The organism is Candidatus Omnitrophota bacterium (assembly GCA_028716165.1).
Taxonomy (GTDB): Bacteria; Omnitrophota; Gorgyraeia; order JABMRG01; family JABMRG01; genus JAQUQI01.
In genome coordinates this window covers 30,452-54,074 of sequence record JAQUQI010000006.1, presented here as the reverse complement: position 1 = coordinate 54,074, position 23,623 = coordinate 30,452, and the positions used below count along the sequence as shown (strand labels likewise).

24 protein-coding genes and 2 riboswitches are annotated in these 23,623 nt (G+C 45.8%); all 24 genes read right to left on the bottom strand.

Going from position 1 to position 23,623, the window contains the following annotated elements; all coding sequences use genetic code 11:
- Nucleotides 1–35 precede the first annotated feature (35 nt).
- Nucleotides 36–824 carry a patatin-like phospholipase family protein gene (locus PHV77_04310; GenBank protein ID MDD5504521.1) on the bottom strand — a complete coding sequence of 263 codons (789 nt, stop codon included), beginning with the start codon at nt 822–824 and terminating at the stop codon, nt 36–38.
- Entirely contained in the window at nt 821–1,636 is an 816-nt protein-coding gene (amrB, locus tag PHV77_04305; protein ID MDD5504520.1) for an AmmeMemoRadiSam system protein B, read from the bottom strand. The genes PHV77_04310 and amrB overlap by 4 nt, the downstream gene beginning before the upstream one ends.
- On the bottom strand, nt 1,633–4,266 hold the full coding sequence (locus tag PHV77_04300) for a pitrilysin family protein (protein MDD5504519.1): 2,634 nt from the start codon (nt 4,264–4,266) through the stop codon (nt 1,633–1,635). Before PHV77_04300 ends, amrB begins: the two co-directional genes overlap by 4 nt.
- Before the next feature lie 6 nt (nt 4,267–4,272).
- Complete coding sequence (rpsU, locus tag PHV77_04295; GenBank protein MDD5504518.1) at nt 4,273–4,452, bottom strand: 30S ribosomal protein S21; 180 nt, start codon at nt 4,450–4,452, stop codon at nt 4,273–4,275.
- A 305-nt stretch (nt 4,453–4,757) separates the two neighbouring features.
- The gene (locus PHV77_04290; GenBank protein ID MDD5504517.1) at nt 4,758–5,486 is read right to left on the bottom strand and encodes a hypothetical protein; all 729 of its coding nucleotides are present in this window, start codon (nt 5,484–5,486) and stop codon (nt 4,758–4,760) included.
- A gap of 47 nt (nt 5,487–5,533) precedes the next feature.
- Entirely contained in the window at nt 5,534–7,525 is a 1,992-nt protein-coding gene (locus tag PHV77_04285) for a TonB-dependent receptor (GenBank protein MDD5504516.1), read from the bottom strand.
- Nucleotides 7,494–7,614, bottom strand: a riboswitch (adenosylcobalamin-variant (AdoCbl-variant) riboswitch). It overlaps the preceding gene by 32 nt.
- 125 nt (nt 7,615–7,739) lie before the next feature.
- Nucleotides 7,740–7,916: riboswitch (cobalamin riboswitch) on the bottom strand.
- Between the two features lie 68 nt (nt 7,917–7,984).
- The gene (locus PHV77_04280) at nt 7,985–8,773 is read right to left on the bottom strand and encodes an ABC transporter ATP-binding protein (protein ID MDD5504515.1); all 789 of its coding nucleotides are present in this window, start codon (nt 8,771–8,773) and stop codon (nt 7,985–7,987) included.
- A 104-nt stretch (nt 8,774–8,877) separates the two neighbouring features.
- The gene (locus PHV77_04275) at nt 8,878–9,855 is read right to left on the bottom strand and encodes an iron ABC transporter permease (GenBank protein MDD5504514.1); all 978 of its coding nucleotides are present in this window, start codon (nt 9,853–9,855) and stop codon (nt 8,878–8,880) included.
- Nucleotides 9,845–10,750 (bottom strand): cobalamin-binding protein, encoded by a 906-nt coding sequence (locus PHV77_04270; GenBank protein MDD5504513.1) that lies wholly within the window; start codon nt 10,748–10,750, stop codon nt 9,845–9,847. Before PHV77_04270 ends, PHV77_04275 begins: the two co-directional genes overlap by 11 nt.
- Nucleotides 10,731–11,162: an NYN domain-containing protein gene (locus tag PHV77_04265; protein MDD5504512.1), complete on the bottom strand. Its 432-nt coding sequence runs from the start codon at nt 11,160–11,162 to the stop codon at nt 10,731–10,733. The genes PHV77_04270 and PHV77_04265 overlap by 20 nt, the downstream gene beginning before the upstream one ends.
- Nucleotides 11,137–11,646 carry a small multi-drug export protein gene (locus PHV77_04260; GenBank protein MDD5504511.1) on the bottom strand — a complete coding sequence of 170 codons (510 nt, stop codon included), beginning with the start codon at nt 11,644–11,646 and terminating at the stop codon, nt 11,137–11,139. The genes PHV77_04265 and PHV77_04260 overlap by 26 nt, the downstream gene beginning before the upstream one ends.
- 4 nt (nt 11,647–11,650) lie before the next feature.
- The gene (locus PHV77_04255) at nt 11,651–12,319 is read right to left on the bottom strand and encodes a glycosyltransferase family 2 protein (GenBank protein ID MDD5504510.1); all 669 of its coding nucleotides are present in this window, start codon (nt 12,317–12,319) and stop codon (nt 11,651–11,653) included.
- Between the two features lie 2 nt (nt 12,320–12,321).
- A complete protein-coding gene (locus PHV77_04250; protein MDD5504509.1) occupies nt 12,322–13,194 on the bottom strand; it encodes a lysophospholipid acyltransferase family protein in 873 nt (290 codons plus the stop codon).
- Between the two features lie 4 nt (nt 13,195–13,198).
- Nucleotides 13,199–14,317 (bottom strand): glycosyltransferase, encoded by a 1,119-nt coding sequence (locus tag PHV77_04245; GenBank protein MDD5504508.1) that lies wholly within the window; start codon nt 14,315–14,317, stop codon nt 13,199–13,201.
- Between the two features lie 6 nt (nt 14,318–14,323).
- Complete coding sequence (locus PHV77_04240; protein ID MDD5504507.1) at nt 14,324–15,508, bottom strand: aminotransferase class I/II-fold pyridoxal phosphate-dependent enzyme; 1,185 nt, start codon at nt 15,506–15,508, stop codon at nt 14,324–14,326.
- A gap of 7 nt (nt 15,509–15,515) precedes the next feature.
- A complete protein-coding gene (locus tag PHV77_04235) occupies nt 15,516–15,758 on the bottom strand; it encodes a lipoyl domain-containing protein (protein ID MDD5504506.1) in 243 nt (80 codons plus the stop codon).
- Nucleotides 15,759–15,921: 163 nt separating this feature from the next.
- Entirely contained in the window at nt 15,922–16,569 is a 648-nt protein-coding gene (gene lipB, locus PHV77_04230) for a lipoyl(octanoyl) transferase LipB (protein ID MDD5504505.1), read from the bottom strand.
- An 8-nt stretch (nt 16,570–16,577) separates the two neighbouring features.
- Nucleotides 16,578–17,939, bottom strand: coding sequence for a dihydrolipoyl dehydrogenase (lpdA, locus tag PHV77_04225; GenBank protein MDD5504504.1), 1,362 nt, complete (start codon nt 17,937–17,939; stop codon nt 16,578–16,580).
- Nucleotides 17,940–18,014: 75 nt separating this feature from the next.
- Nucleotides 18,015–18,995 carry a malate dehydrogenase gene (locus PHV77_04220; GenBank protein ID MDD5504503.1) on the bottom strand — a complete coding sequence of 327 codons (981 nt, stop codon included), beginning with the start codon at nt 18,993–18,995 and terminating at the stop codon, nt 18,015–18,017.
- Nucleotides 18,958–19,455: a 3-isopropylmalate dehydratase small subunit gene (locus PHV77_04215; GenBank protein ID MDD5504502.1), complete on the bottom strand. Its 498-nt coding sequence runs from the start codon at nt 19,453–19,455 to the stop codon at nt 18,958–18,960. The genes PHV77_04220 and PHV77_04215 overlap by 38 nt, the downstream gene beginning before the upstream one ends.
- A 4-nt stretch (nt 19,456–19,459) precedes the next feature.
- Nucleotides 19,460–20,707: a 3-isopropylmalate dehydratase large subunit gene (locus tag PHV77_04210; protein MDD5504501.1), complete on the bottom strand. Its 1,248-nt coding sequence runs from the start codon at nt 20,705–20,707 to the stop codon at nt 19,460–19,462.
- On the bottom strand, nt 20,692–21,855 hold the full coding sequence (locus PHV77_04205; GenBank protein ID MDD5504500.1) for a pyridoxal phosphate-dependent aminotransferase: 1,164 nt from the start codon (nt 21,853–21,855) through the stop codon (nt 20,692–20,694). Before PHV77_04205 ends, PHV77_04210 begins: the two co-directional genes overlap by 16 nt.
- A 115-nt stretch (nt 21,856–21,970) precedes the next feature.
- Nucleotides 21,971–22,612 carry a 50S ribosomal protein L17 gene (gene rplQ, locus PHV77_04200; GenBank protein MDD5504499.1) on the bottom strand — a complete coding sequence of 214 codons (642 nt, stop codon included), beginning with the start codon at nt 22,610–22,612 and terminating at the stop codon, nt 21,971–21,973.
- 21 nt (nt 22,613–22,633) lie between these two features.
- Nucleotides 22,634–23,605 carry a DNA-directed RNA polymerase subunit alpha gene (locus PHV77_04195; protein ID MDD5504498.1) on the bottom strand — a complete coding sequence of 324 codons (972 nt, stop codon included), beginning with the start codon at nt 23,603–23,605 and terminating at the stop codon, nt 22,634–22,636.
- Nucleotides 23,606–23,623: the final 18 nt, after the last annotated feature.

Below are 23,623 nucleotides of genomic sequence, written 5' to 3'. Positions count from 1 at the left end.
TTTTTAAGGTTAAATCTATACTATCAAAAAACGCCTTAACAGGCGTAACCGCGTTTTTTCATCAAGCCTAAGATATCGGGCACGGCGGCCTCGGCCGCTTTTTCTCCTTCCGATATAATGTACGCGGCCTTATCAAAAGCCATCTGGTCTATATCCTCCCCAAGGTCAACACGGATAACCACATCGGCAGACATGGTCTCGTGCCTGTTTAATTCGCTGCCGATGATTTGTATTGACTGGAAAAGCACCTGGAATATATTCGTGATCCTGCCTTTTCTGACGCAATAGCCGACATCAACGGCAACAATAAAATCAGCGCCCATAGCCCTGGCAACCTCTGAAGGCACGGTATTTCTCAATCCGCCGTCAACAAGAAGCCTTCCGTTGACACGCGCCGGGATAAACACTCCCGGTACCGAACAACTTGCCCTTATGGCCCTGACAAGATTCCCGGATCTTATTATTACTTCATCGCCGTTTTCAATGTCGGTAGCTATCACCGCAAACTCTTTCTTGACGTCAGGGAAGCTCTTCCCGTCTAAAAGTTTTTCTATTATACGCTCAAGGCTTCTGCCCTCAAGAAAGCCTGTTTTGGAAAGAGCGAAGTCGCTTAAGTCCTTCCATGTTGTCTTGAGAGCGGCCTCTTCCACCGCGTCAAAGGGTAGATCCAGCGCGTATATGGCGCCCATGAGAGAACCTATACTCGTGCCGGCTACTATATCAAAGGGTATATTGTAACGCCTTAAAGTTTTTAAAACACCTATATGCGCTATCCCCCTTGCCGCGCCTCCGCCCAGCACAAGGGCTGTCTTTGCTTTATTCATACGGACACCTTCTCCACTACCACGCCGGCATAACCGACAACGCTGTCATAATCGCCCGTGGCGTCTGCGCTTGTGGCATACCTTATAAGCCTTGCTAAATTAGCGCCCATCTTTTTGGCCGCGGATAAAGCTACGGCAACTCCTGGACAACCGCACATACTTATATCATAACGGCATACCGATTCATAAAGCAGGTTTTCGTCAAGCTTTAACATGGCCTCTATCGCGATACCATCCTTTCTGGCGGCGGTGTCATAGGACTCGTAATGTGTCATGTCACTGCTTGCTATTATCAATATATCCGTGCCGGTTTTCTCTTTCGCGTTTACTATAGCTTCAGCGATTTGTCTGCATTGCCCGAGACTGCCGCCTTGCAGGATAATAGGCACTATCTTGAAATCACGCCTGAAATACTGCAGTATTGGAAGCTGTACCTCTATGGAATGCTCGCGGCAATGGGCCGTCTTGTCATCCATTATCAAACCGCAGGCCCGGCATATGGCACAAGACATCTTCTCGTCAACAGCTATATCACCCAACGGTGTATGCCATTTACCGCTTCCGTAAACGGCAAAGGGACTGCCGATAGCGGCATGATTCGGGCCTATGATTACAACCGTATCGGCAATACGAATACCGGAAATAGTTTGCACTGCTATCGCGCCTGAATATATATAACCGGCATGGGGAGAAACTATTGCCAGCGCGTCTTTTTTACTTTTGGAAATTGGCCCTGTCCCGGACAGGAAAATCTCTATGCCTTTTTTATCAGCCGGATAAAACCTGCCTGCCGCAACAGGCTGCCTGTTCATTCAGCCACGCTCCTCTTCGGCAGTATTTTAGAAACCACGCATGAGCCGGGGGCCAGATACAGGTTGGACGATTGTATAACATCGTCTCTTGTGATATTATTAATGATATCGGGGTAAAGCAGATAGTACTGGAATCCTAACCCGTAGAGCTCATCGAGCGCCATCTTCTGGGCGAACGCCCCTGCCGTCTGTAATTCAATATGATATTGAGACAATAATAAGTTTTTCGCAGAGTCTATTTCCGCCGCGGTAATATCGCCCTGGCTAACCGACTCTATTTGAGCGAATATGCTTTCAGTTATCGTATCCGTATGTTCCGGCAAAGAAGCGGCGTAAAATATAAACGAACCTACGTCCATGCCCGTCATACCGAACACTCCGAGCGTGTATGCCATGCCCTGCTGGGTCCTTATCTTATTATACAATCTGCCGGAAGGCCCTGAAAATACCGACGATAGCACCTGGAGCGGGTATCTTTGCGGGTCTCTCATGCCGGGGACCCTAAAACCCGTCATTACTACCGCCTGTTCCTTGTCCATAACGGCAGACACTTCAACTTTTTTGTCAATAGGCTTTAAAAGATTTTGAATCACGCTTGAGTTGGGCCTGGGATTTACCCCCCGCAATTTCGCATCCATAAGAGAATAAACCTCGTCTTTGTTAACGTCTCCGCATACGGCAACCACGATATTAGGGCCTGTGCAAAAATCCCTGTAAAAGTTAAGCACCTCTTTGCGTGTTATTCTTTCAAGCGACTTGGGGCTGCCAAGCTGGTCCATCCCGTAAGGGCCGCCTTTAAATAGATTATGCCTTAGAGCTTTTTCGGCGGCAAAAAAGATATCGTCATTCTTTAAACTGATCTGTGCCAGGATTTCATCTTTAAGGGCCTTTAATTTGTCTTTTGGAAACGCGGGCCTTAAGATGATATCGGATAATATGTCAACCCCTTTTTTAAAATCCTCTTTCATAATCTCAAGAGACAGCCCGATGCTGTTATTACCGCTGTAAGATGTCAGGCTCCCGCCGGCCGATTCAATGGCAAAAAACAAATCAGCCTGGCTGCGGCCGGCAGTCCCCTTTAGCAGCATGCGTGAAACAACGTTTGATATACCGTTATTTTCTTCGCGCTCCACGTATAGGCCGGCTTTCATGCAGACCTGCATTGAAACGATGGGCAGGCTTTTATCTTCAGCCACAATAAGCCTGACACCGTTTTTAAGCGTCTGCATGGAAACCTTTCTCGCCTCAAGCTGCGCCAAAGCTTTTTCGCCGCGCGCCCCATCCTGCCCCGCGCCCGCCGGCTTAAGGCTAAGTTTCGTCATACTCGGCCTGTTAATATATTTATTTGCGACATAAGCCAGGTCCTCGGGCGTTACAGACATTACCCCTTTTACGTAATGAGCGGAAAAATCCACGTCCCCTGTCAACAGCTGGCTTGTGCCTAAATCAGCGGCCTGGCCCGACTGGGTTTGTTTACCAAATATATAAGAGCTTATAACTTGTTTTTTTGCCCTGTCAATGTCCTTTTTCTTGATTGGACTTTTCTTTACCGTTTCAAGCACGTTAAATATCTCATCTATCACCTTCTGCTCATTGTCAGGTTCCAGTGTCGCGCCTATCAAAAAAAGTCCCGGATGAAACGGTGTGTAATTGCAGACATCAACGGCATATACGAGGTTTAACCTGTCATGCAATGCCTCATACAATAAAGATGACTTGCCCGTGCCCATTATAACAGCCAGGGTATCAAGGGCAAATATATCGGGTTCTGACATGGATACGGAATGAAAACCGATAAGCAGTAACGTCTTTGACACCGGGTATTCTATGCTATTAAGCCGCGCGGTAATCTGCGCGGGTTCGGTGGCAATAGGCGCTATCACAACCGGCCTGCGTTTGAGTTTTCCAAAACTATTCTCTACCGCCATCCGCGCATTATCAAGTTCAAAATCACCAACAACGACAAGAACCATGTTATTAGGGACATAAAATTGCTGATAATAACCAATAATGTCATCTCTCGTAATCGTATCAAATATATCTTCGTAACCGATTATAGGGTTACGGTAGGGGTGTATCATATAAGCCTTCTGCCAAAATTGCGTTGACAGATATTTTTCAGGGTCATCATTGGTATAACGCATCTCGGTCCTGATGACCTCTTTTTCTTTCTCTAATTCCGAAGCGTCAAAACACGGGTCAGATATGATATTATAAAAAATCTCAAGCAGAGCCGCTATATTGCCGGAAGACCCCTGCATCTTGAAGGCTGTGTAATCAAGAGCGGTATAAGCGTCTATATCGGCACCGAACGATTTTACGCGGGCCAATAGTTCCTGCGAAGACATGGCAGAGGTGCCTTTAAATACCATATGCTCTATAAGATGGGTTATACCGGATCCGGCGTATTTTCCTTCTGTTGCCGAACCTGCCCGCACATAGACTTGCGCTGAAAAGGTCGGTGTTTTTCTGTCGGGTTTAAGCACAACGGTAAGGCCGTTGGCTAAAACGTATTTCGTAACTCCGGATGAGAAAAACTCATGCTCCTGGGGATAACAGGCGGGACAAAAAAACAGGGCCGTATATACCAAAAATAACAAGCATGATAATATAATGGCCCTGTATTTCATGAATGGTTAAAATCTTCTCTTTTTTTTACGCGCCTCTCTTATCTTGCGGCGCTTTTTGACGCTCGGCTTTTCATAATGTTTACGCGATTTGACCTCTCTGATAATACCCTCGCGCTCTATTTTTTTCTTGAACCTGCGCAGGGCCCGCTCAAGAGGCTCATTATCTTTAATGTTTATTTTTGGCACAGCCTGATTCACCCCCCTTGCTTTCGCTTGTAAAACGAATTTAAAAATACGCGGATTATGCGGCGCGATTTTAAGCACACGCGGAACAATTGCGCGGTATAACTTTGTATTAATGGTAAGAATTATCTAAATTATATCACAAGAGGGCCAAATTACAAGCATATTTTTAGTGTCTGTATTTCTGCGCGGTATCGCAAGAATTTGCGCGAAAAAAATTGTCAGGGTTAATCCGCGTGAAAAATTTTTCTTTTAAAAATTCGTAATATTGACGGCAGGCTTCAAACGGAAATCAAGAAGCTTAAAAACTATTTTTCAAAAGATATGCTGATTCTTAAGGTAAGCCTTTGTTCTTTCATGGATCCGTGAAACGCGGGAAAAGGAGACGATCGCTCTATGCTGGACAAGGCGTGTCTTTGGAGTATTGGGTTTCTCGTTGATTTTTCAGCTATAACGCCCGCGTCTAAAAGCTTTCCATCCCTGGACAGAATAAAAACAAGGCAAACCTCTCCCTCTAAAAAATAATCCGGCTTATTGGCCTGCGCGGTCTTATATATGCATGACCTTACAGCATTATAATAACTAAGATACACGGGTTGCGACGAAAGGTCCCTTTTGTCATCAGCTATAAGCATGGAGGCGGCATTGCTATAAGCTGTCCGGGACCGGTCAGTTCCTGATACGCGCAAAGGCCTGTCTTGGGCAGGATTAGCCGGCATGGGCGCTTTCTGCTTTACCGTATTGACAGGTTTTTCTATCAATAATTGCTGTTTGGCCTGATTTGATGAAGAGGCTTCAGGCAGGCGTTTTACGGCAGTATCCTGTCTTGGCGCGCCGCCATGAACTGTTTTTTGGCGCTCGGCAATAAGCCTTGAATCTATAGGCGCTTTCTTTTCGGGGCCATACACAAATTCGGTCTTTATATCAGGCTTCTTTACCCTTATAGCATCTTTTTCAAAAGGCAGAGGCGCCATCATAAAAATATGAAAAGCCAGCGAAACCGCTAAAGCATTTATAAAAACTTTATCTTGCAGCATTTTGACTTTATTATAATACCGCGCATTCATGCCTGTCAAGGCGTCACTTAAAACTCAAACTTTAGCCCGGCAACAAAATTCCTCTCCGGCGCGGGATAATAATTACGGGTATCATACATCGTGCTCCTTACCCCGTATTCCGAATATTTTTCATTAAACACATTATTCACTTTGCAAAACAGGGTAAGCTCTTTATGTGTAAATGCGGCGCCGGCATCCACTACCATATAACCCTTAAGGTAGCCTTTAAGATTGTCCTGATCGCTTATAAGCCTGCTTTTACCCGTATCTCTGCAGTCTATGTTAAATGAAAACTGCCCCAGGCGCAGTCCGGCTCCGGCGGCAAAAATATGCCTTGGAACAGCGGGCACATCATTACCGTCAAAACGCCCGCCGCTGAAATTCGCCTTTGTAAACGTGTAAGAGGCGTAAAGGCTTATGTGCTTATTGATAAACATATCCAGCCTTGTTTCAAACCCCTTTCTTTTCGTATCATCGTCATAATTTCTGTTTTCATACAAATACGGGTCAAAATATATTTCGTCTTTCATTTCCATCCAAAAACCCGACGCCTTGACGACGGCTATGTCCGCAAAAGCAATGTCAAGTCCGGCTGTGTAAGAATAACCTTCCTGCGGTCTTAAGGCCGTGTTTATAAATCTGCCGGCTGGCCAAATGGTCCAGTCGTACAAGAGAAATTCGTCCGTTGCCGGAAGCCTGAAACTTTTACTGAAATTCATATAGGCCTTGTTCGTCTCAAAAAACACATACGATAGGCCGGCATTTAGAGCCTGGGCGTCCATGGTCTTTTTATCATCAACATTCGTATAATAACCCTGATAGTCCTTATAGATAAACACGTATTCCGCCCGTTCATACCTGTAGCCGGCATTTACAAATAACGGTTTTACCGGATTGGCTTCAGCCTGGACATAATAACCCGTTGATCTTTTCTTAATATCGCTTTCTCCGGTAAGAGAGCCGGCGGTCCTGGCATAATCACGCGCCTCGTTTGCGTCTTTATAATAATCAAGACCGGCCACAACCTTGTATTTATCATAAATATTCAGCGCCATATTGGGCGTAATATTATACGTTTCTATTTCAGTTTTACCCGTGTCCTTGTTTGATGACGCCCAGTCGCTGGTGCTATTTTTCTGCCTCATTCCAAAACCGCTGGCAAGAAGTATGTTGTCATTTATCTTCACCTGAGGATAAGCGTAAAGATACCAGTCCTCCTGGTTTAAGCTGTCATCTTTGTATTTTGAGTCCCTGCGGGAACGGCTTTTCAAATCATCTTCGGAAAACGCTCCGGGAAACCCCAGGTCAAGCTCATTGTAATGGGCGTCAAAATCGCACATAATATTATCATTCATACTATACCTTAGAGAGCCGAAAAAATCAGTGCCTTTAAGACGCGAATTCTGTCTGTAGCCGTCTGTTTTGTCCCTGCGGGCATTTACCATGATACCGATATTGTCTTGCAGCAAACCAGCCTGGGCCAGACTGGTAAAACCGCGATAACTGGCAAACCTTTGTTCTAATTTCACGCTATACGGTTTAACGGATTTTTTGGTTATTATATTTATGACTCCGCCGGCGGCATTGTCCCCATAGAGAACAGACCCGGAGCCTTTCATTATCTCTATTCTCTCTATGACCTCTTTGGGTATCTGATACCAGTCAACACCGCTTAGATCCGATGAATTTACCCTCCTGCCGTCAACAAGGACAAGCGTGTTCATCTGCGCGGTTTCGCCAAAACCCCTCAAATCAACCGAGGCCTTGGCGCTGTTTCCATAGTAATCACTCACGTGCACGCCTGCCTGCCTGCGCAGTATATCAAGGACGGAACCGTTATCATTATTAATCTCATCACCGCTAATAACCGAAAAAGAACTCGTAATACCGGTCACTCCTGTCTCAAACCTGGAAGGCGTTACCACGATGGGTTCAAGCTGGATTGCCGGTGTTTCACCGGACGCGGCATTACCCGCGTAAACAATCAAAAAAAATACTGCAATCAATGTCCTGCGCATTGTCTTTCTCCTCCTTTTTAGGCATTCGGGCTTTAACCGCTGCGCGACAGCCGCGGAATTTCACCGCAGTTTCCCCTTGTTATTAAAAAACCCCGATACGGATACGCCTGTTTCAAACAGGCATATCCATACCGGGGTCAAACCCTGTCCGCCCCTTAATATTATCAAAGGGGCTATAACCCTGTATGCGAAAGACTACCTTTTCTCCGAGGCGTCTATTCATTATTATGCGGGCAGGTCTTCTGACTTATGGCCTTCTACTCACCATTCCTTCCCGGCATCAAGCCAGTGGATTATCATGGTTTTCGTTCCATACACAGCGGCGGGACCGTATCCGATTTAAACGGAATTCCCTTTTAAAGCTTTCGCAACCCGCATATCAAATTTTATCTCATTATAAACTTTATGGCCTTATTGTCAACTATAAAATCCTGATCCTATTATTTAAGCCAGGCAGTCCTATCGCGCCCGTCGCGAGAAAGGAACAATTAGAGGCCTTCCCGGTAATATCGTGTTATTAACCAGGCACGCCGCGTGAAAAACACTTTCAAGGACACCGCGCTTTAGGACACGTTCGGGAATATCAAAACCGGCGGCCCTGCCTTCGTCTATAAGAAGAAGCTTATCGCAATATTGGGAGGCGAGATTAAGGTCGTGCAAAACGCATATTACGCTAATCCCGGACTCCTGCTGAAGAGACTTGATCAAGTCAAGAATATCGGTCTGATAACCAATATCAAGGTGCGCGGTCGGTTCATCAAGCAAAAGCAGTTTGGCTTCTTGAGCAAGGGCGCGGGCTATTAACACGCGCTGGCCTTCCCCGGCGCTTAAACAATGAACGGGTTTATTTCTTACACGCGTCAAACCTGTCTGCTCCAGAACAAGCCTGACCTTTTGAAGATCTCCTTTTTTTTCGTGCCCGAAGAAACCGATATAAGGGTTTCTGCCCATGAGCACTATCTCTTCAACGGTAAAAGAAAATACGCTTAATATGTTCTGGCCTGCTAAGGCTATACGCCTTGCCAGGACATTTTTGCTTAGCCGGTGTATATTCTGCGACTCTAATAAAACCGTTCCCTTAAACGGTTTTATTATATGAGAAATGGTCCTTAAAAGCGTTGTCTTGCCTGAACCGTTAGGCCCTATAATACCGACAAACTCTCCCCTATCCAGGTTAAAGGACATGCTATGTATAACCGCCTTATCGTTATAACCGCTGTCTATGTCTTTAACCTGTAAAAAAATCATATGAAATTTTACCTTTTTTTTATAATCGCACGCCTTTAAAACTATACGCTGGCCCGCGGCCGGTCTATAGCCAGGCTGTAAAAGCCAGGCGCGAAAAACCCGGCTTAATCGGGGACTTTTGAGCGTTTAAGAAGTAATATAAAAAAGGGGCCGCCGCATATGGCCGTTATTATCCCAATAGGCAATTCCATTGGATACGCCAGTCTTCTTGCCGCGATATCGCACAACACAAGATATACACTGCCGCATAAAGCGCTGGCAGGTATAAGCTTTCTGTGGTCAGGGCCTGTTATCTTCCTTACAATATGGGGAACTATCAATCCGACAAAACCTATCATCCCGCACACGGATACGACGACGGCCGTCATAATGGATGAAACTATAAAAAAAAGCGCTTTAATTTTTTCCACATCAAGCCCCATTGTTATTGCCTCTTCTTCTCCGATACTCATAATATTAAGATGCCTTGCCATCATAATGCTTACTATCATGCCTGACAGGGATACCGCGGATACAACGGATAACAGGCGCAGGTCATAGACCTGGGTATTGCCAAGGAGCCACCATAAAGCGCTGTGCAATCCTTCGCGTTCAGTGGCAGAGACTATATACATGATTACCCCTGACAGCATTGACGTTACAATAACCCCGGACAACAAAAGATCTTCAGCCCCTACCCTGGAACCTTTTTTTGATAAAAAATACACAAACACAATGGAACAAAGCCCGAAAATAAAAGCCGATAAAGGAATTGAAATATCTCCTAATACCGAAATATTAAACCCCAGCATAATGGCAATAACGGCGCCGAGGCCTGAACCGCTTGATATGCCCAGCACATAAGGATCGGCCAGGGGGTTCTTCAAAAGCCCCTGCAATATCGCGCCGACGACAGCCAATGAAGCGCCTGCCGATACCGTAAGCAAAACCCTGCCGGCCCTTAACGCCAATAATCCTCTCATCTCCGGTTTAAACAAGCTTGTCAATGGGACCGGAACACTGCCTAAGGCCAGCGATAAAAAGACCGCGGCAATCAGCGCCAAAGCAAATAAAGACAATGTTTTCGCGTAATCAACACTCATAGAAAATCTCATATAATTTTTTCAGACCTTGCGTGACCCTGGGCCCGGGCCTTAATATAATATCAGGGTCTATATCAGCATATATTCTGCCGTATCTGACAGCCCGCATATCCTGCCAGCCCAGCCTGTTAGAAACATTATTTTTTATCCAGGAATCCGGTTTCATATAAGCAAGGACTATCTTATCGGGGTTTTTCAATATAATCTGCTCGGGGTCTATCCTTGAATATGAACGCTTAAGCCCTGATGTGATGTTTATTCCGCCCGCATGCCTTATCATATCATCCACAAAAGATCCCAAACCAGGGCACATCACAGGGTCATACCATATCTCCATATATATCCTTGGCCTGGCATCGTGGCTTCTTGCGCCAATGGAAACCCGTATCTGATCAATGGCTTTCTTTATGCCGGCATTTATTGCCGCGGCTTCAGGCATACGCCCTGTAAGCGAACCTATGAGAGCAATGCTGTCTGTAAGTTCATCTATGCTCTTCGGGTCCACGCTGACATAATCAATACCGAGGCCGTGAAGTATTAAAGCAAGCCGCGCCTGTTCCATGCCTGTTACCAGGACAAGGTCGGGTTTAAGAGATATTATTTTTTCAATATTGGGACTGCTGAAGGAACCGGCTTTTTCTTTTTCCGCCGCTCTTGGCGGCCAGGTACAAAAGCTTGAAACAGCAACAATCTCATGGTCAAGGCCAAGGGCAAAAAGTATCTCTGTTGTCGCCGGAGTAAGCGATATTATCCTTTGCCGCACTGGCCTTTCACGGGCAAAGCAATGCGGGGAAAACAAGCACGCCAGGCTTGCCGTTAAAAAACAAAAAAATACGATATGCCTGACGGCAGGCATACGGCCTTTGCCCGACGCGTTAGAAACAACCCTTTTCATTAATCCGCCTGCGAATGGCATCCGCGCAATTTTTTGCCTCATCATTAAAACATGCCACGCTCATGGTAAAAGCGCCCATACCCGTTACAAGATTTTTTATTTGCCTGTCATCGGTAACAACAGTGGCTTTTTGTTTATCGCCAAGCTTATATATGATAGACTCAATAACCGTATCTGCCGTTTCTCCGGATGAGGAAAACATAACAACGGGGTTTTTGCCCTCCATGCTTCTTCCGGCGTGATTTCCATCATAGACAATAACGCATTCAGCATGATGATAATCGCAATACGACTCGGCCATGGATAAAAGCATGTCACGGGCATGATCAATGCTTTTTCGCCCGGCCCTTATCAGGTCCGGTATCTTATTGACAAGATTATATCCATCAATTAATACGAGGCACGAATACATTATAGAACACGCCCCCTCCTGCCAGGCATAAAGCGGCCACAATAAGAGATGCTACACATATTCCAAGAAAAATAGCCAGAAACGAATGCCAGAAGCGCATCCTGAAAAGCCCTGCCGCGACGCACCCTGTCCACGCGCCGGTCATTGGCAGAGGTATTGCCACAAAAAGCATAAGCCCCAGGAATTCGCATTTGGCCATAAGCTGTGTCCTGCGTCTGGCGCGTTCGGATAGCCAGCAGAAAAACCGGTTAAAAAACCTGAACCGGCTCATATAGCCTGATACGGATTCCAGTGACAACAGTAAAACAACCGCGGGTATTAAATTACCCGCTGCAGAAAACAGCAGTACTCTCTTTATATCCATACCCATCAAAAGGCCTACGGGTATGGCCCCTCTTACTTCAAGGACAGGCAGGGCCGCCACAATGGCAACTATAATTTCATCGGGTAAAAAACGAATACCCTGGACCAAGGCCTGTATCATGCGCTTATTTCCTCGCGATCATATGCGTTATTATAAACCTGACAAACCGGAATGTATCCCTGACAGGGCGTATCTTGCTGGTCTCATCGGCATATATGGATTTTACGGGCACAGAATCTATGCGAAAGCCTTTTCTGGCTATCTTAATCAACATCTCCGATTCTATTTCAAATTTATGCGATCTTATTTCCATTCCGGAGATAGCCTCCCTTGTAAACAACCTGTAACCGCACTGGGTATCCAATACGCGCTGACGCGACAAGACCGATATTAAAAAAGACATAAACCTATTGGTAATAACCCTTATAAACGGCATACCTTTGGGCTGGCTCATCCTGTTACCTATGACAACCGAACAGCCGAGTTTTTTGATCTTGCCCATAAAACAAGGTATGTCTTCAGGGTCATGCTGGCCGTCCCCGTCCATCGTAAAAAAAAGTTCATAACCGCTGTCTAAGGCATAATCTAACCCGATTTTGAGAGACAAGCCCTTGCCGTTCCTCCGCCTGTTGCGTATAACATGAGCGCCGGCCCGTCCGGCAACGATATGCGTCTCGTCCGAAGATCCGTCATCAACAACTATGGCATCAACGCCAAAACGCTTAACCCCTTTTACCACATCGCCAATCGCCGAGGCTTCATTAAAAGCGGGGATTATAGCGCATATCTTCATAGTTATTCCGAACCCCATGCTATTTTTTGCCAGTATCTCCTGAATACAAACCACTGCTCCGGATATCTGCTAATTATATCCTCCAGGACCCGAACCACATCGTTTGTTATCATAATCACATCTCTATGCTCATCATGCGTAATAACGGGCTGGATAGGCTTCATAATCTTCAGTGTAAACGTATCATCCGTGTTTCTAAGCATAAAAATAGGCACTATAGCGCATTCTTTTTTACGGCTAAAAAGAGCCGGGCCTTTCGGTATAATAGCTTTATTGCCAAAAAAATCAACCTCAAAACCGTTATTAAAATAATCCCTGTCGGAAAGCAGGGCAACAGCCCTGTTTTCGGAAAGCGACTTAAAGCACCTGCGGACGGCCGCTCCAACCGGTATAACACGGACGCCTTTCGCGTTCCTCTGCCTGTTAAAAAAAGTATCTATATTTTTATGCTTATGTATAAGCGCGACCACATCAAGCGGCACGCCTATCGCGGCCAATATCATACCGCCGAGTTCCCAATTACCGATATGCGCGGAAGTCAGTATAACCCCTTTGCCTTTTTTAATCTCCTGGTCCAGATAATGCCTGCCTTCCACGCTGACATACCTATCTATGTAATTTTTATCTATAAGCGAAGACCTGAAAAAATCTACGAGGTATTTTCCAAAATTAATAAAAATACTGTTCCTGATATATTTAAGTGAAGCCATATCCCGCCCGGGAAAAATAGCCCTAAGATTATCCATAATAGCCTGGCTGTCCCCCAATGAAACAAACCTGTATAAAACAGAGGCGAAACCCGCTATCGCGTATCCGATCCTCAACGGGGTATTCAAGGCCAAAAAAATCCCTATTTTATAAAGCGCGAAAAGCATTATTCTATATCTCCAAAAGGGTCTTGGCTATGTCAATGGCGGAAGACGGCCTTGCTATGTTCTCAATGGCATTTTTCATATCATTGAGCTTAGCCTTGGCAGAACACAGATTATCAACCAGTATCGCTATGTCTTTTTCCGTCTTGGCCCGGACAGCGGCCCCCTTCTCTAAAAGGAATTCCGTATTTTTGGCCTCCTGGCCGGGTATCGGGTTTATTATGACAATGGGCAGGCGCTTTGCAAGGGCCTCGGAGACAGTAAGGCCTCCGGGCTTGGTAATGATCAGATCGGACGCGCCCATAAGCTCGTCTATGTTTTCAGCGTAACCTATAACAACGATCTTTTTATTCATCCTGTCAGTCCGGCGCTTAAGATATGAGTTAAGTTTACTGTTTGTGCCTGATACGACAATCATCTGAATATCGCAATTTATCCTGTCAAGTGAAAAAACGACCTTTTTAATAGGCCCGAGTCCGCCGCTGCCGCCCATTATCAAAACCGTTTTCTTATAAGGGTCAAGGCCAAGCGCCTTAAGCGAACAGGCCTTGTCACAGCTGACATTGAACTTAATATCAATAGGCACCCCGGTAATTTTTATCTTTTCAAACGGCACACCGTTTGAGACGAGCCTGTCCCTGGCGGCGTCCGAGGCTACCGCATAAATATCCACAGAATCGTATATCCAGTATGAGTGCGGGTAAAAATCAGTAAGCACGCCTACAAGGGGCAGGCGGCTATTGTGCGTAACCTTGTAATCAGCGATCATACCGCAGGGAAAGGCCTGGGTGCAGGCTACGGCATCGGGATTAAAATCATTGATAAGATTTTTCATCTTCAAACTGTTATGCCTGTGTATCATCTCTTTTAAGGCCTTGGTATTTTTGACAACCCTGGGATTATCGTAAAGATATTCCCAGACTTCAGGCGTCCTTTTTATAATTCCGCTGTATGTCCTGTTGATGATGCGTTCAAGTATTGGATTGGTATAATGGAATGAATTGATACTGTATATCTGCGTGTCCGGATTCAGATACCGCAAGGCCTTTTCTATGGCCATCGCGGCACGATGGTGCCCGGAAAGCACCGATATGTAAAGAAGAAGGATTCTCTTAGGTCTTTGCATCTATGGTCATGTTTTAAGGAATTTATCAATACGTTCAATAGCTGTCTTTAAACGTTCTTCTTTGTCTACAAGGGCAAAACGCACATATCCTTCGCCGTATTCGCCAAAACCTGTGCCGGGGGCAACTGCCACCCCCGCCTCTTCTATAAGTAAAGAGGCAAATTCCATGGAGGTAAGAGCGCTGTACTTAGGCGGTATATGCGCCCATATATAAAATGTGGCTTTCGGCTTTTCAACAGGCCAGCCTATCGCGTTCAGGCCGTCAACAAACAGGTCTCTTCTTCTTCTATAAGTCTCAACCAGTTCTTTTACGCAATCCTGCGGGCCTGTCAAGGCCTTCGCGGCGGCAAACTGGATGGCCCGAAAAATGCCAAAATCAACATATGACTTCGTTTTTGCCAATGAACCAAGTATATCCCTGTTGCCTACAACAAAACCTATCCTCCATCCAGCCATATTATAAGATTTGGAAAGCGTGTGGAATTCAATAACATTGCCACCCTTAGCGCCTTCAATTTCCATTATGCTGGTTGCCTTAAAACCGTCAAACACTATATCGGAATAGGCAAGGTCATGCGCTACTATCAGCCCAGGTTTGTCCTTGACCCATTCCAGGACATTACGGAAAAAATCCTTATCCGCTACAGCCGTCGTTGGGTTATGGGGATAACTAATAAAAAGTAATTTTGCCATTCGCACGACCTCCGGGCTCAATGCCTTAAGGTCAGGCTTGAAGTTATGCTCTATGGTCATTGGGATATTATACAGGATCCCGCCTGCCATAATCACGCCGTTAAAATGAACCGGATAAGCCGGGTTAGGCACTAAGGCTATATCATCCTGGTTTAAAAAAGCCAGCGATAAATGCGCTATACCTTCCTTTGAACCTATAAGAGGCAGGACCTCACTGCCGGCGTCAAGGTCTACATTAAATCTCTGTTTATACCACTGTGCAATAGCCTGCTTAAGGGTTTTTTCAGCATCCCCCCCGGGCCTGGAGTACCTGTGATTTTCATTGATACGGACCTGGCTGCAAAGTTCATCAATGATATGCCCCGGGGTTGGCAAGTCGGGATTGCCCATGCCAAGATCAATAATGTCAATGCCCCTGGCGCGGGCCTTGGCCTTTAAATCATCAATTATGGTAAAAAGATATAAAGGCAGTCTGCGCATCCTGTTTGCTTCATGCATTGACATATTATTTCCGGCCCTCATCAATACGAGCTATGATATCACCAACACGCACTTCCTGGCCTTCTTCAGCATCTCTTGATATAAGCGTGCCCGATGCATCTGCGGGCACATTGAATGTCGCCTTGTCGGTAAGCATCTCAACAAGGTCGTCTCCTTTTTCCACGAATTCACCGATATCCTTGTGCCAAAAAGAAACAACCGCTTTGTCTATTCCTTCGGCGAGCTTTGGTAATTTCAATTCCGTCATTATATTAGCCTCCTTAATTGTGTAATAATTATACTAAAACATTATATAGTTGTCACGGTTTTTTTAAAACAGATATTTTTATCTTTGCGCCGGGGATTTTTTGTGCCGGTAAACACGCCTGTATTGGCCCTTTCGTAACATTGCGGTAATCAAATGGGGTTACTTAAAAAGGCATTGCGGATATCTTAAAAACAGTCTCAAAACAATGAATCATTTCACGCTTCAGCCGCTCCATGGCAACAGGCGACTTTAATATTTTCTGCATTGAAGTTGTCTTAATGCCTTTATACCCGCAGGGATTTATCATATCAAAGTATTCCAGCCCGGTATTAGCATTAAGGGCAAGGCCGTGATACGTTATCCAATTGCTGGCCGCGATGCCTATTGAAGCTATCTTGCCCCACTCTGTCCAGCAGCCCGTGCGTCCGCTTATTCTAAACGACTCTATACCATAACCCCTAAGCAGGCTCATGACAACTTCTTCCATATCGCGCAAAAACTTATGCATATCCCTTGTCAGCATGTTCAGATTAAAAATCGGATAACAGACAAGCTGGCCCGGGCCGTGAAAGGTAATATCCCCGCCGCGGTCAGTGCGGACAATGTCTATGCCAAGCGCCTTTATCTTGGTGCGCCCGATCAGGATATTATCGTCACAGGCCAAGCGGCCCAGGGTAAAGACAGGCTGATGTTCCGCCAGTATAATCGCGCCTGGCAGTAAAGCTGATTTTACCTGGGCCAAAACCTCTTTTTGGACAAAAAAAGCCCTGTTAAAATCAATCAATCCGAGGTCTAATACCTTGTAATTCATTGGATTATTTAAACGTTATACGCGCGCGCTCTGTTTGAGGCCTCAAGCACTGATTCAGAAAACGTAGGATGGGCGAATATGGTTTTTGACAGGTCGTTTACCGTCAAACCATTATTGACGGCTATGGTAAAACCCGATATAATCTCGCTGGCAAGATATCCGAATACTGCCGCGCCTAATATTTTTCCCGAACGCGCCTCAAACAGCAATTTGACAAATCCATCCGGTTCACCCTGTATATGCGTCCTGCTTACCGCGGACAGCGGTAATTTGGCCTCTTTGAAATCAATGCCCTGCTCTTTGGCCCTGTCCGCGCTTATGCCTACAAAGGCGATTTCGGGATGCGTAAAAATAGCGCTTGGAACCGCTGAATAATTGACTTCCCGGACAGCGCCCAATGCTATGTTTTCAACGGCAAGCGCTCCTTCATATGAAGCAACATGCGCCAGCTGATATCCTGCTATCGCGTCGCCTATGGCATATATATTGGGAATATTCGTTCTAAGTGTTTTATCAACCCCGACAAAGCCGTTTGATACCCTGACACCCGCCTCCGGAAGGCCCAGGCCTTCTACATCGGGTTTACGTCCGACACAAAGCAAGACTTTGTCGCAGATAATCTGCTTCCCGCTGGCAAGCCCGATAGAGGAAACGGATCCGGCAGAAGCCGATATTACCGAATCATTCTTTAATACCTTAATACCCTGTTTTTGAAAATTTAACTCAAGCCTTTTAGACGTCTCTCTATCCGACCCCGGCATAAGCTGGCCGGCAAGTTCAATAATAGTGATATCAACGCCGAATTGATTATAAATAGAAGCAAATTCACAACCTATAAAACCACCGCCTACAATAACCATACTGCGCGGCAAAGCCGTCTGCGAAAGCATGTCCGAACTTGACAATATAAATTGATGGTCAAACTTGAGGTGGGGCAATTCGGACGGTATGGATCCGCAGGCAATGATTATATTTTTAGAAGAGATTATTTTATCGTTACAGCGAAGCCTGTCCCTGCCGGCAAACACAGCTTCTGCTTTTATAATATCCACGCCTTTTGACCTAATAAGGGATTCGGCGCCGGCGCGGAGTTTTTGTATGATAGACTCTTTTCTGTCAAAAAGAGCGGCATAATCAAAACCGCGCAATTCAGCCTTCAAGGCAAACATGTCCGACTGACGCAGCTGCCTTAACAAATCAGCGCTTCTGACAAGCGTCTTGGTGGGGATACACCCGCAATTAAGACATGTTCCTCCTAAGTGGGACTTTTCAATAACACAGCATTTAAGGCCTGCCTCACCCCCCCTGATGCAGGCGGCATAACCGCCTGAACCTGCCCCTATTATCGCGATATCATAAATTTTATCCATATAAATCTCTTTTTACGGTTATTGTTAATGTATCATTACCCGGCGCGCAAGCGGTCTTTGAAGGAAAAAACAGTATTATATATTCAATTGAGCTATTTGGCTGGAGATGGAATTTGAAGCGGCGTTCAAAAGCCTTTTTTCATCATCGCTCAATGACATTTGAACGATATTCATAATACCCTCTTTTCCTAATACGACAGGAACGCCAAGGAATATGCCGCTTACTCCGTATTCCCCGTTTAACAGGCAGGAGCAGGGCATCGTCTCCCGGCTGTCTTCAAGAATGGCCTTTACCATTCTAAAGACTCCTGCCGAGGGGGCAAAAAAAGCGCTTCCGGTACCCAGGTATGACACTATTTCCGCGCCTCGCGATTTTGTTTTTTCAACTATCCTGTCAATAGCATCTTTCGGGGCACGCCGGGCCAAAGGCTCTTTGCCTGCCTTACTGCTACCAGTCAGGCAAACCATAGTCTCTCCATGGGTCCCCATCACAACAGCATCAAAACTGTCAAGCGGGGCCTCTAAGAACCTTGACGAGATCAGATTCATTCTTGACGAATCAAGGCAGCCGGCCATGCCGACAACTCTCTTACCGCTTAAACCGCTTTCTTTATAAACAACATAGGAGATAACGTCAAGCGGGTTTGTAACGACTATTACTACCGGGCGGTGATTGAATTTCATGAAATTACGCGTAATATCTTTGACGATACACGCGTTTTTATTGAGCAGTTCCTCCCTGGTCATACCGGGTTTTCTTGCCAGGCCCGCGCAAACGACAACGATATCGCTGTCTTTGGTCTGGCTATAATCCGATGTCCCTGTTATCTTGCAACCGTGCCCGATAAGAGACGCCGCGTCCATAAGGTCTTCGGCTTTACCCTTGGCGATACCGCCGGCGATATCAAGCAGGACAATGTCGCCCAAGCCGGCTTCAAGTATCCTCATAGCGGATGCCGCGCCGACATTACCGGCGCCGATAACTGTTATCTTACTGCGTTTTTTGCTTTCCATCGGGCTAAAACTTGAAGTCTCCGTGCTTCTTAAAATGTTCAACTATACCGCCGTCTTCAATTATCTTTGTCATGAAATCCGGCAAAGGGGTGATCTTGACCTTCTGCCCGGTGCTGACATTAACAACATGCCCCTGCGCGGTATCTACCTGCAGGGTATCGGACTGCCTGAAGCCGCTCGTATCACACTCAATGAGTATCAATCCGAGATTTATCGCGTTTCTAAAAAAAATCCTGGCGAAGGATTTTGCTATGACAGCCGATATGCCGGAATACTTTATGGCTATCGGGGCCTGTTCCCTTGAAGAACCGCATCCGAAATTGGCCCCGGCAACGATAAAATCACCTTGTTTTATTGTTTTATAAAATTCAGGCTTCAGGTCTTCCAAAAGATGCTTTGCCAATTCATGCGGATCCTGTATCCTGAATTTATAGCGTCCGGATATTATATAATCCGTATTGATAGAGTCCTCAAACCTATGGACAGAACCTGTCAGCTTCAACCTATCATCTCCTTGGGTCGGTTATTTTTCCTTTTATGGCAGACGCGGCCACCGTAGCCGGGGAGGCCAAATAAATAAAAGCGTTCGGATTGCCCATTCTGCCTTTAAAATTCCTGTTGGCAGTTGATAAAACAACCTCATTATCCGAAGGCACGCCGTTATGCGTTCCCACGCAGGGCCCGCAGCCCGGTGTAACGACATTCGCCCCTGCCTGGACAAATACCTTGATAATACCGTCGCGCATAGCGCGCAAAAAAACGTTTCTTGATGAAGGCGCGACAATAAGCCTTACGTCAGGGTGGACCTTTTTGCCTTTGAGAAAAGAGGCCGCTATCTTGAGGTCTTCAATCCTTCCATTCGTGCAGGTACCGATAAACGCCTCGTCAATGCGTTTGCCAGCAATCTCGGAGATCTTGGCAACATTATCAACAGCATGAGGTTGAGCGGCCATAGCGGTTATCTTTGACGCGTCATAATGCCTCTCCGCCTTATACCGCGCGGCTTTATCGGCAAAGACAGTCTTAAATGATCTTTTCGCCCACCGGCCAAGCCATGCCAGGGTTTTTTTATCCGGTGCGATTATGCCGAATTTCGCCCCCATCTCAACAGCCATATTCGTTATGGTAAAACGAGCATCCATTGAAAGAGCGCTTATAGCGGGGCCATAAAATTCAACCGCGTCATACGTAGCGCCGTCGGCGGTAAGGTCGCCTATTATATGCAGTATAAGGTCTTTTGAGTAAACGCCTTTTTTGAGTTTTCCGTCAACAACGATCTTGAGCGTGTCAGGGACTTTAAACCAATTCCTGCCGCTTGCAAGACTGATGGCAAGATCGGTAGAACCAAACCCTGTTGACAAGGCGCCGAGCGCTCCGTAAGTGCACGTATGGGAATCAGCCCCCACTACAAGATTACCGGGCAGCACATTGCCTGATTCCAGGACGACTTGATGGCAAACTCCGCAACCGATATCGTAGATTTTCAGTTTATTGCCCTTGGCGAAATTCCTCATTTTCATGTGTATCGCCGACACCCCTATATTAGGCGACGGCGCGCTATGGTCAATAACCATGCAGAATTTTGATTTACCCGCAAGTTTTTTTACCCCCATCCTGGATATCGCGTCTATAATAAGCCCGCTTGTTCCGTCCTGGCCGAGGCAAAAATCAATTTTGCAAAGCGCGTAATCCCCGGCTTTCAAAACCTTGCCGGCATGGGAGCTTAAAATCTTTTCCGCTATTGTTTGAGCCATTTTTCTATCCTGTCCAGCCCCTCTTTAATAAGCTTCATGCTGGTTGCGAAACTTAATCTTATGTATCCGGGACAGCCGAAACCCTCACCGGGGACAACAGCCACCCTGGCATCTTCAAGCAGCCTGTCGGCTATCTTTAATGTGTCATGACCGATAACTGAAACATTAACAAAACAATAAAAAGCCCCTTTAGGCTCAAGGCATGAAACGGATTTCATTGCCTTAATCCTTTTTACCATATAATCCCGCCTCTTTTTAAACTCGTCTCTCATCATGCTGACAGAACTTTCATCTGAACTTATGGCCGCCAGGGCCGCTTCCTGGCTTATTGAACACGGATTGGAACTTGAATGATCCTGGAGATTAGCGATGGCGCTTGTAAGGGATGTGTCATTTGAAGCGATATAACCTATTCTCCATCCTGTCATGGCATAGGTTTTTGATACACCGTTAACTATAACAGTCATATCCTTGCCCTCCCTGCCCAGTGAGGCGCAGGAAACGGCTTTAAGCCCGTCATAAACAAGCCTGTTATAAATTTCATCACTAATAACCCTGATACCTTTGCCTTTTAAAAGACAAACAATATCGTAGAGTTCATCGCGGGTATATAAACATCCTGACGGGTTAGAAGGGGAATTAATAATGACTGCTTTTGTTTTTGAAGTAATCGCGCCCGCAAGACTTTCAGCGGTTATCTTGAAACCTTCGCCTTCGGCCGGCCTTAGTATAACAGGGATTGCTTCGGCAAGCCTAATCATTTCAACATAACTGACCCAATAGGGCGCTACGGTTATTACCTCATCACCCTTATCGCATATCGCCTGGAATATATTATACAATGAATGTTTGGCGCCGTTGGATACTATTATATCTTTTGGGGTATAATCAATCTTATCAATTGAGGAAAGCTTATCGCATATCGCCTGGCGCAGTTCAAGCGTTCCGGCGCTCTGGGTATATTTGGTCTTACCCGCCTTTATAGCGTCAAGGCCGGCCTGTTTAATATAATCAGGGGTATCAAAGTCCGGTTCTCCGGCTCCAAAACTTATGACATCAATACCCTGCTTGGCCATGGCCCGGGCCTTTGACGTTATACCCAAAGTAGCGGAAGGCTGTATCTGGCTGATTCTTTTTGATAAAGACATTATTTCTCCATGCCAACAGATACGGATCTTATACTATATCCGGTATGATATCAATAACGGCCCTTAAGCGCAATAGTCCGCGTTCAAGAACCGTTTATGAAAAACAACCCGCCTATTATTTATCAAAAAACCTCTTGAACTTGCCTATTATACCCTTGCCTTGCCTGGGCTGGTTTTTCTTTTCTATGTCCTTGGCGAGTTTGGGCTTTTTTGCCGGAGAAGGCTTACCGTCCTGCCTTGCGGGCTTGGGAGTAATTTCATCCTTACCGCTTGGCTTGGATTGCGCAGTTTTACGTCCATCGGATTGCTTAACCGCGCCCTCTACAGGCTCTGCCGGAGATTCAACAGCCGCCTGCGCCGCCTTCTTATCCTTAAGCTTCTTTTCCTTTTTCTTTTGTTCCGGGATGTCAGTAAGTTCCAGGACAGCTGTTTGCGCGCCGTCGCCTCTTCTAAATCCGAGCCTGATAATCCTTGTATATCCACCGCTTCTATTCTTAGACAGCGGTGCCAATACACTGACAAGCTTGCGCGTAAGCGCTTTATCCTGAAGAATGGCATCTATAGCCCTGATATCCTTTAGGGTCGCGGATTTAGCGTAGCTGATAATCTTGTCGGCCAGCCTGCGCGCCTGTTTCGCTTTTATAAGCGTTGTTTTAATGCTATGGGATATAAACAGCCCTCTTACCAAAGACCTTATCAGCTGTCTTCTCTGCGAATAGTTCCTGCCTAATCTCTTGTTCAGTTTAGCATGTCTCATACTCTATGTCTTTCTCCAATTTTATTTCTTCTTTACCTTCATCCCGAGTGAAAAACCCATACTTTCCAATACGCCGACTATCTCCGTAAGAGATTTTTTACCGAAATTCCTGTACTTGAGCATTTCACTTTCGGTTTTTGACACAACATCTCCAATGGTCTTGAGTTTTGCCTTCTCAAGGCAGTTCGCGCTTCTGACGGAAAGCTCCAATTCGGAAACAGGCATTTTCAGTTTTTCTATCAACTCGGCATCTTCCTGCGGTTCATCAACAATCTCCAGATCTTCAGGCAGTTTTCCAAAATTAACAAATATATCAAGGTGCCTTTGCAGGACATTGGAGGCATATAGCAAAGCCTCTTTGGGTGTGACAGCCCCGTTTGTCCAGATCTTAAGCGTAAGCTTGTCATAATCAGTTACCTGCCCGACCCTGGTGTCTTCAACAAGGAAATTGACCTTGGTAACGGGGCTAAATAGTGAATCTATCGCGATTACGCCTATCGCCTGGTCTTCTTTTTTATTACCTTCGGCAAGCACATAACCGCGCCCCTTTCCTACCTCCATCTCAATATCCAGCTTGGCATCCTTGTTAAGGGTTGCTATATGCAGGCCCGGATTTATAATGTCTATGGTTTCATCCGATATAATATCTTTGGCTGTCACAGCCCCCTTGCGGTGCACCTTTATAAACAACGGCTTCGGAACAGAAGTATGGCTTCTAAGAACAAGGCTTTTAATATTCAAAATTATCTGCGTAACATCCTCTACAACGCCGGGTATAGAACCAAACTCGTGAGCGATACCGTTAATCTTGATATTTGTAACAGCAGTTCCTTCAATGGATGAGAGCAGAACCCTTCTTAGGCTGTTGCCAAGCGTGGTGCCATAACCTCTCTCAAAAGGTTCGGCTATGAATTCGCCATATGTATCGGTAAGGGTATTGTCGTTTGCCTTTAAAAGTTTGGGCATCTCAAAATTTCTCCAGGCTATTCCCATATTATCCGCTCCTCTTGT

Coding starts and splice junctions, on each gene's coding strand:
- PHV77_04255 (MDD5504510.1), bottom strand. CDS start 12,319: ATGAAGATATGCGCTATAATCCCCGCTTTTAATGAAGCCTCGGCGATT.
- rplQ (MDD5504499.1), bottom strand. CDS start 22,612: ATGAGACATGCTAAACTGAACAAGAGATTAGGCAGGAACTATTCGCAG.
- PHV77_04205 (MDD5504500.1), bottom strand. CDS start 21,855: ATGTCTTTATCAAAAAGAATCAGCCAGATACAGCCTTCCGCTACTTTG.
- amrB (MDD5504520.1), bottom strand. CDS start 1,636: ATGAACAGGCAGCCTGTTGCGGCAGGCAGGTTTTATCCGGCTGATAAA.
- PHV77_04245 (MDD5504508.1), bottom strand. CDS start 14,317: ATGCAAAGACCTAAGAGAATCCTTCTTCTTTACATATCGGTGCTTTCC.
- PHV77_04280 (MDD5504515.1), bottom strand. CDS start 8,773: ATGATTTTTTTACAGGTTAAAGACATAGACAGCGGTTATAACGATAAG.
- PHV77_04265 (MDD5504512.1), bottom strand. CDS start 11,162: ATGTATTCGTGCCTCGTATTAATTGATGGATATAATCTTGTCAATAAG.
- PHV77_04290 (MDD5504517.1), bottom strand. CDS start 5,486: ATGCTGCAAGATAAAGTTTTTATAAATGCTTTAGCGGTTTCGCTGGCT.
- PHV77_04285 (MDD5504516.1), bottom strand. CDS start 7,525: ATGCGCAGGACATTGATTGCAGTATTTTTTTTGATTGTTTACGCGGGT.
- PHV77_04270 (MDD5504513.1), bottom strand. CDS start 10,750: ATGAAAAGGGTTGTTTCTAACGCGTCGGGCAAAGGCCGTATGCCTGCC.
- PHV77_04310 (MDD5504521.1), bottom strand. CDS start 824: ATGAATAAAGCAAAGACAGCCCTTGTGCTGGGCGGAGGCGCGGCAAGG.
- PHV77_04210 (MDD5504501.1), bottom strand. CDS start 20,707: ATGGCTCAAACAATAGCGGAAAAGATTTTAAGCTCCCATGCCGGCAAG.
- PHV77_04195 (MDD5504498.1), bottom strand. CDS start 23,605: ATGGGAATAGCCTGGAGAAATTTTGAGATGCCCAAACTTTTAAAGGCA.
- PHV77_04300 (MDD5504519.1), bottom strand. CDS start 4,266: ATGAAATACAGGGCCATTATATTATCATGCTTGTTATTTTTGGTATAT.
- PHV77_04240 (MDD5504507.1), bottom strand. CDS start 15,508: ATGCATGAAGCAAACAGGATGCGCAGACTGCCTTTATATCTTTTTACC.
- lpdA (MDD5504504.1), bottom strand. CDS start 17,939: ATGGATAAAATTTATGATATCGCGATAATAGGGGCAGGTTCAGGCGGT.
- PHV77_04250 (MDD5504509.1), bottom strand. CDS start 13,194: ATGCTTTTCGCGCTTTATAAAATAGGGATTTTTTTGGCCTTGAATACC.
- lipB (MDD5504505.1), bottom strand. CDS start 16,569: ATGAATTACAAGGTATTAGACCTCGGATTGATTGATTTTAACAGGGCT.
- PHV77_04235 (MDD5504506.1), bottom strand. CDS start 15,758: ATGACGGAATTGAAATTACCAAAGCTCGCCGAAGGAATAGACAAAGCG.
- PHV77_04275 (MDD5504514.1), bottom strand. CDS start 9,855: ATGAGTGTTGATTACGCGAAAACATTGTCTTTATTTGCTTTGGCGCTG.
- PHV77_04260 (MDD5504511.1), bottom strand. CDS start 11,646: ATGATACAGGCCTTGGTCCAGGGTATTCGTTTTTTACCCGATGAAATT.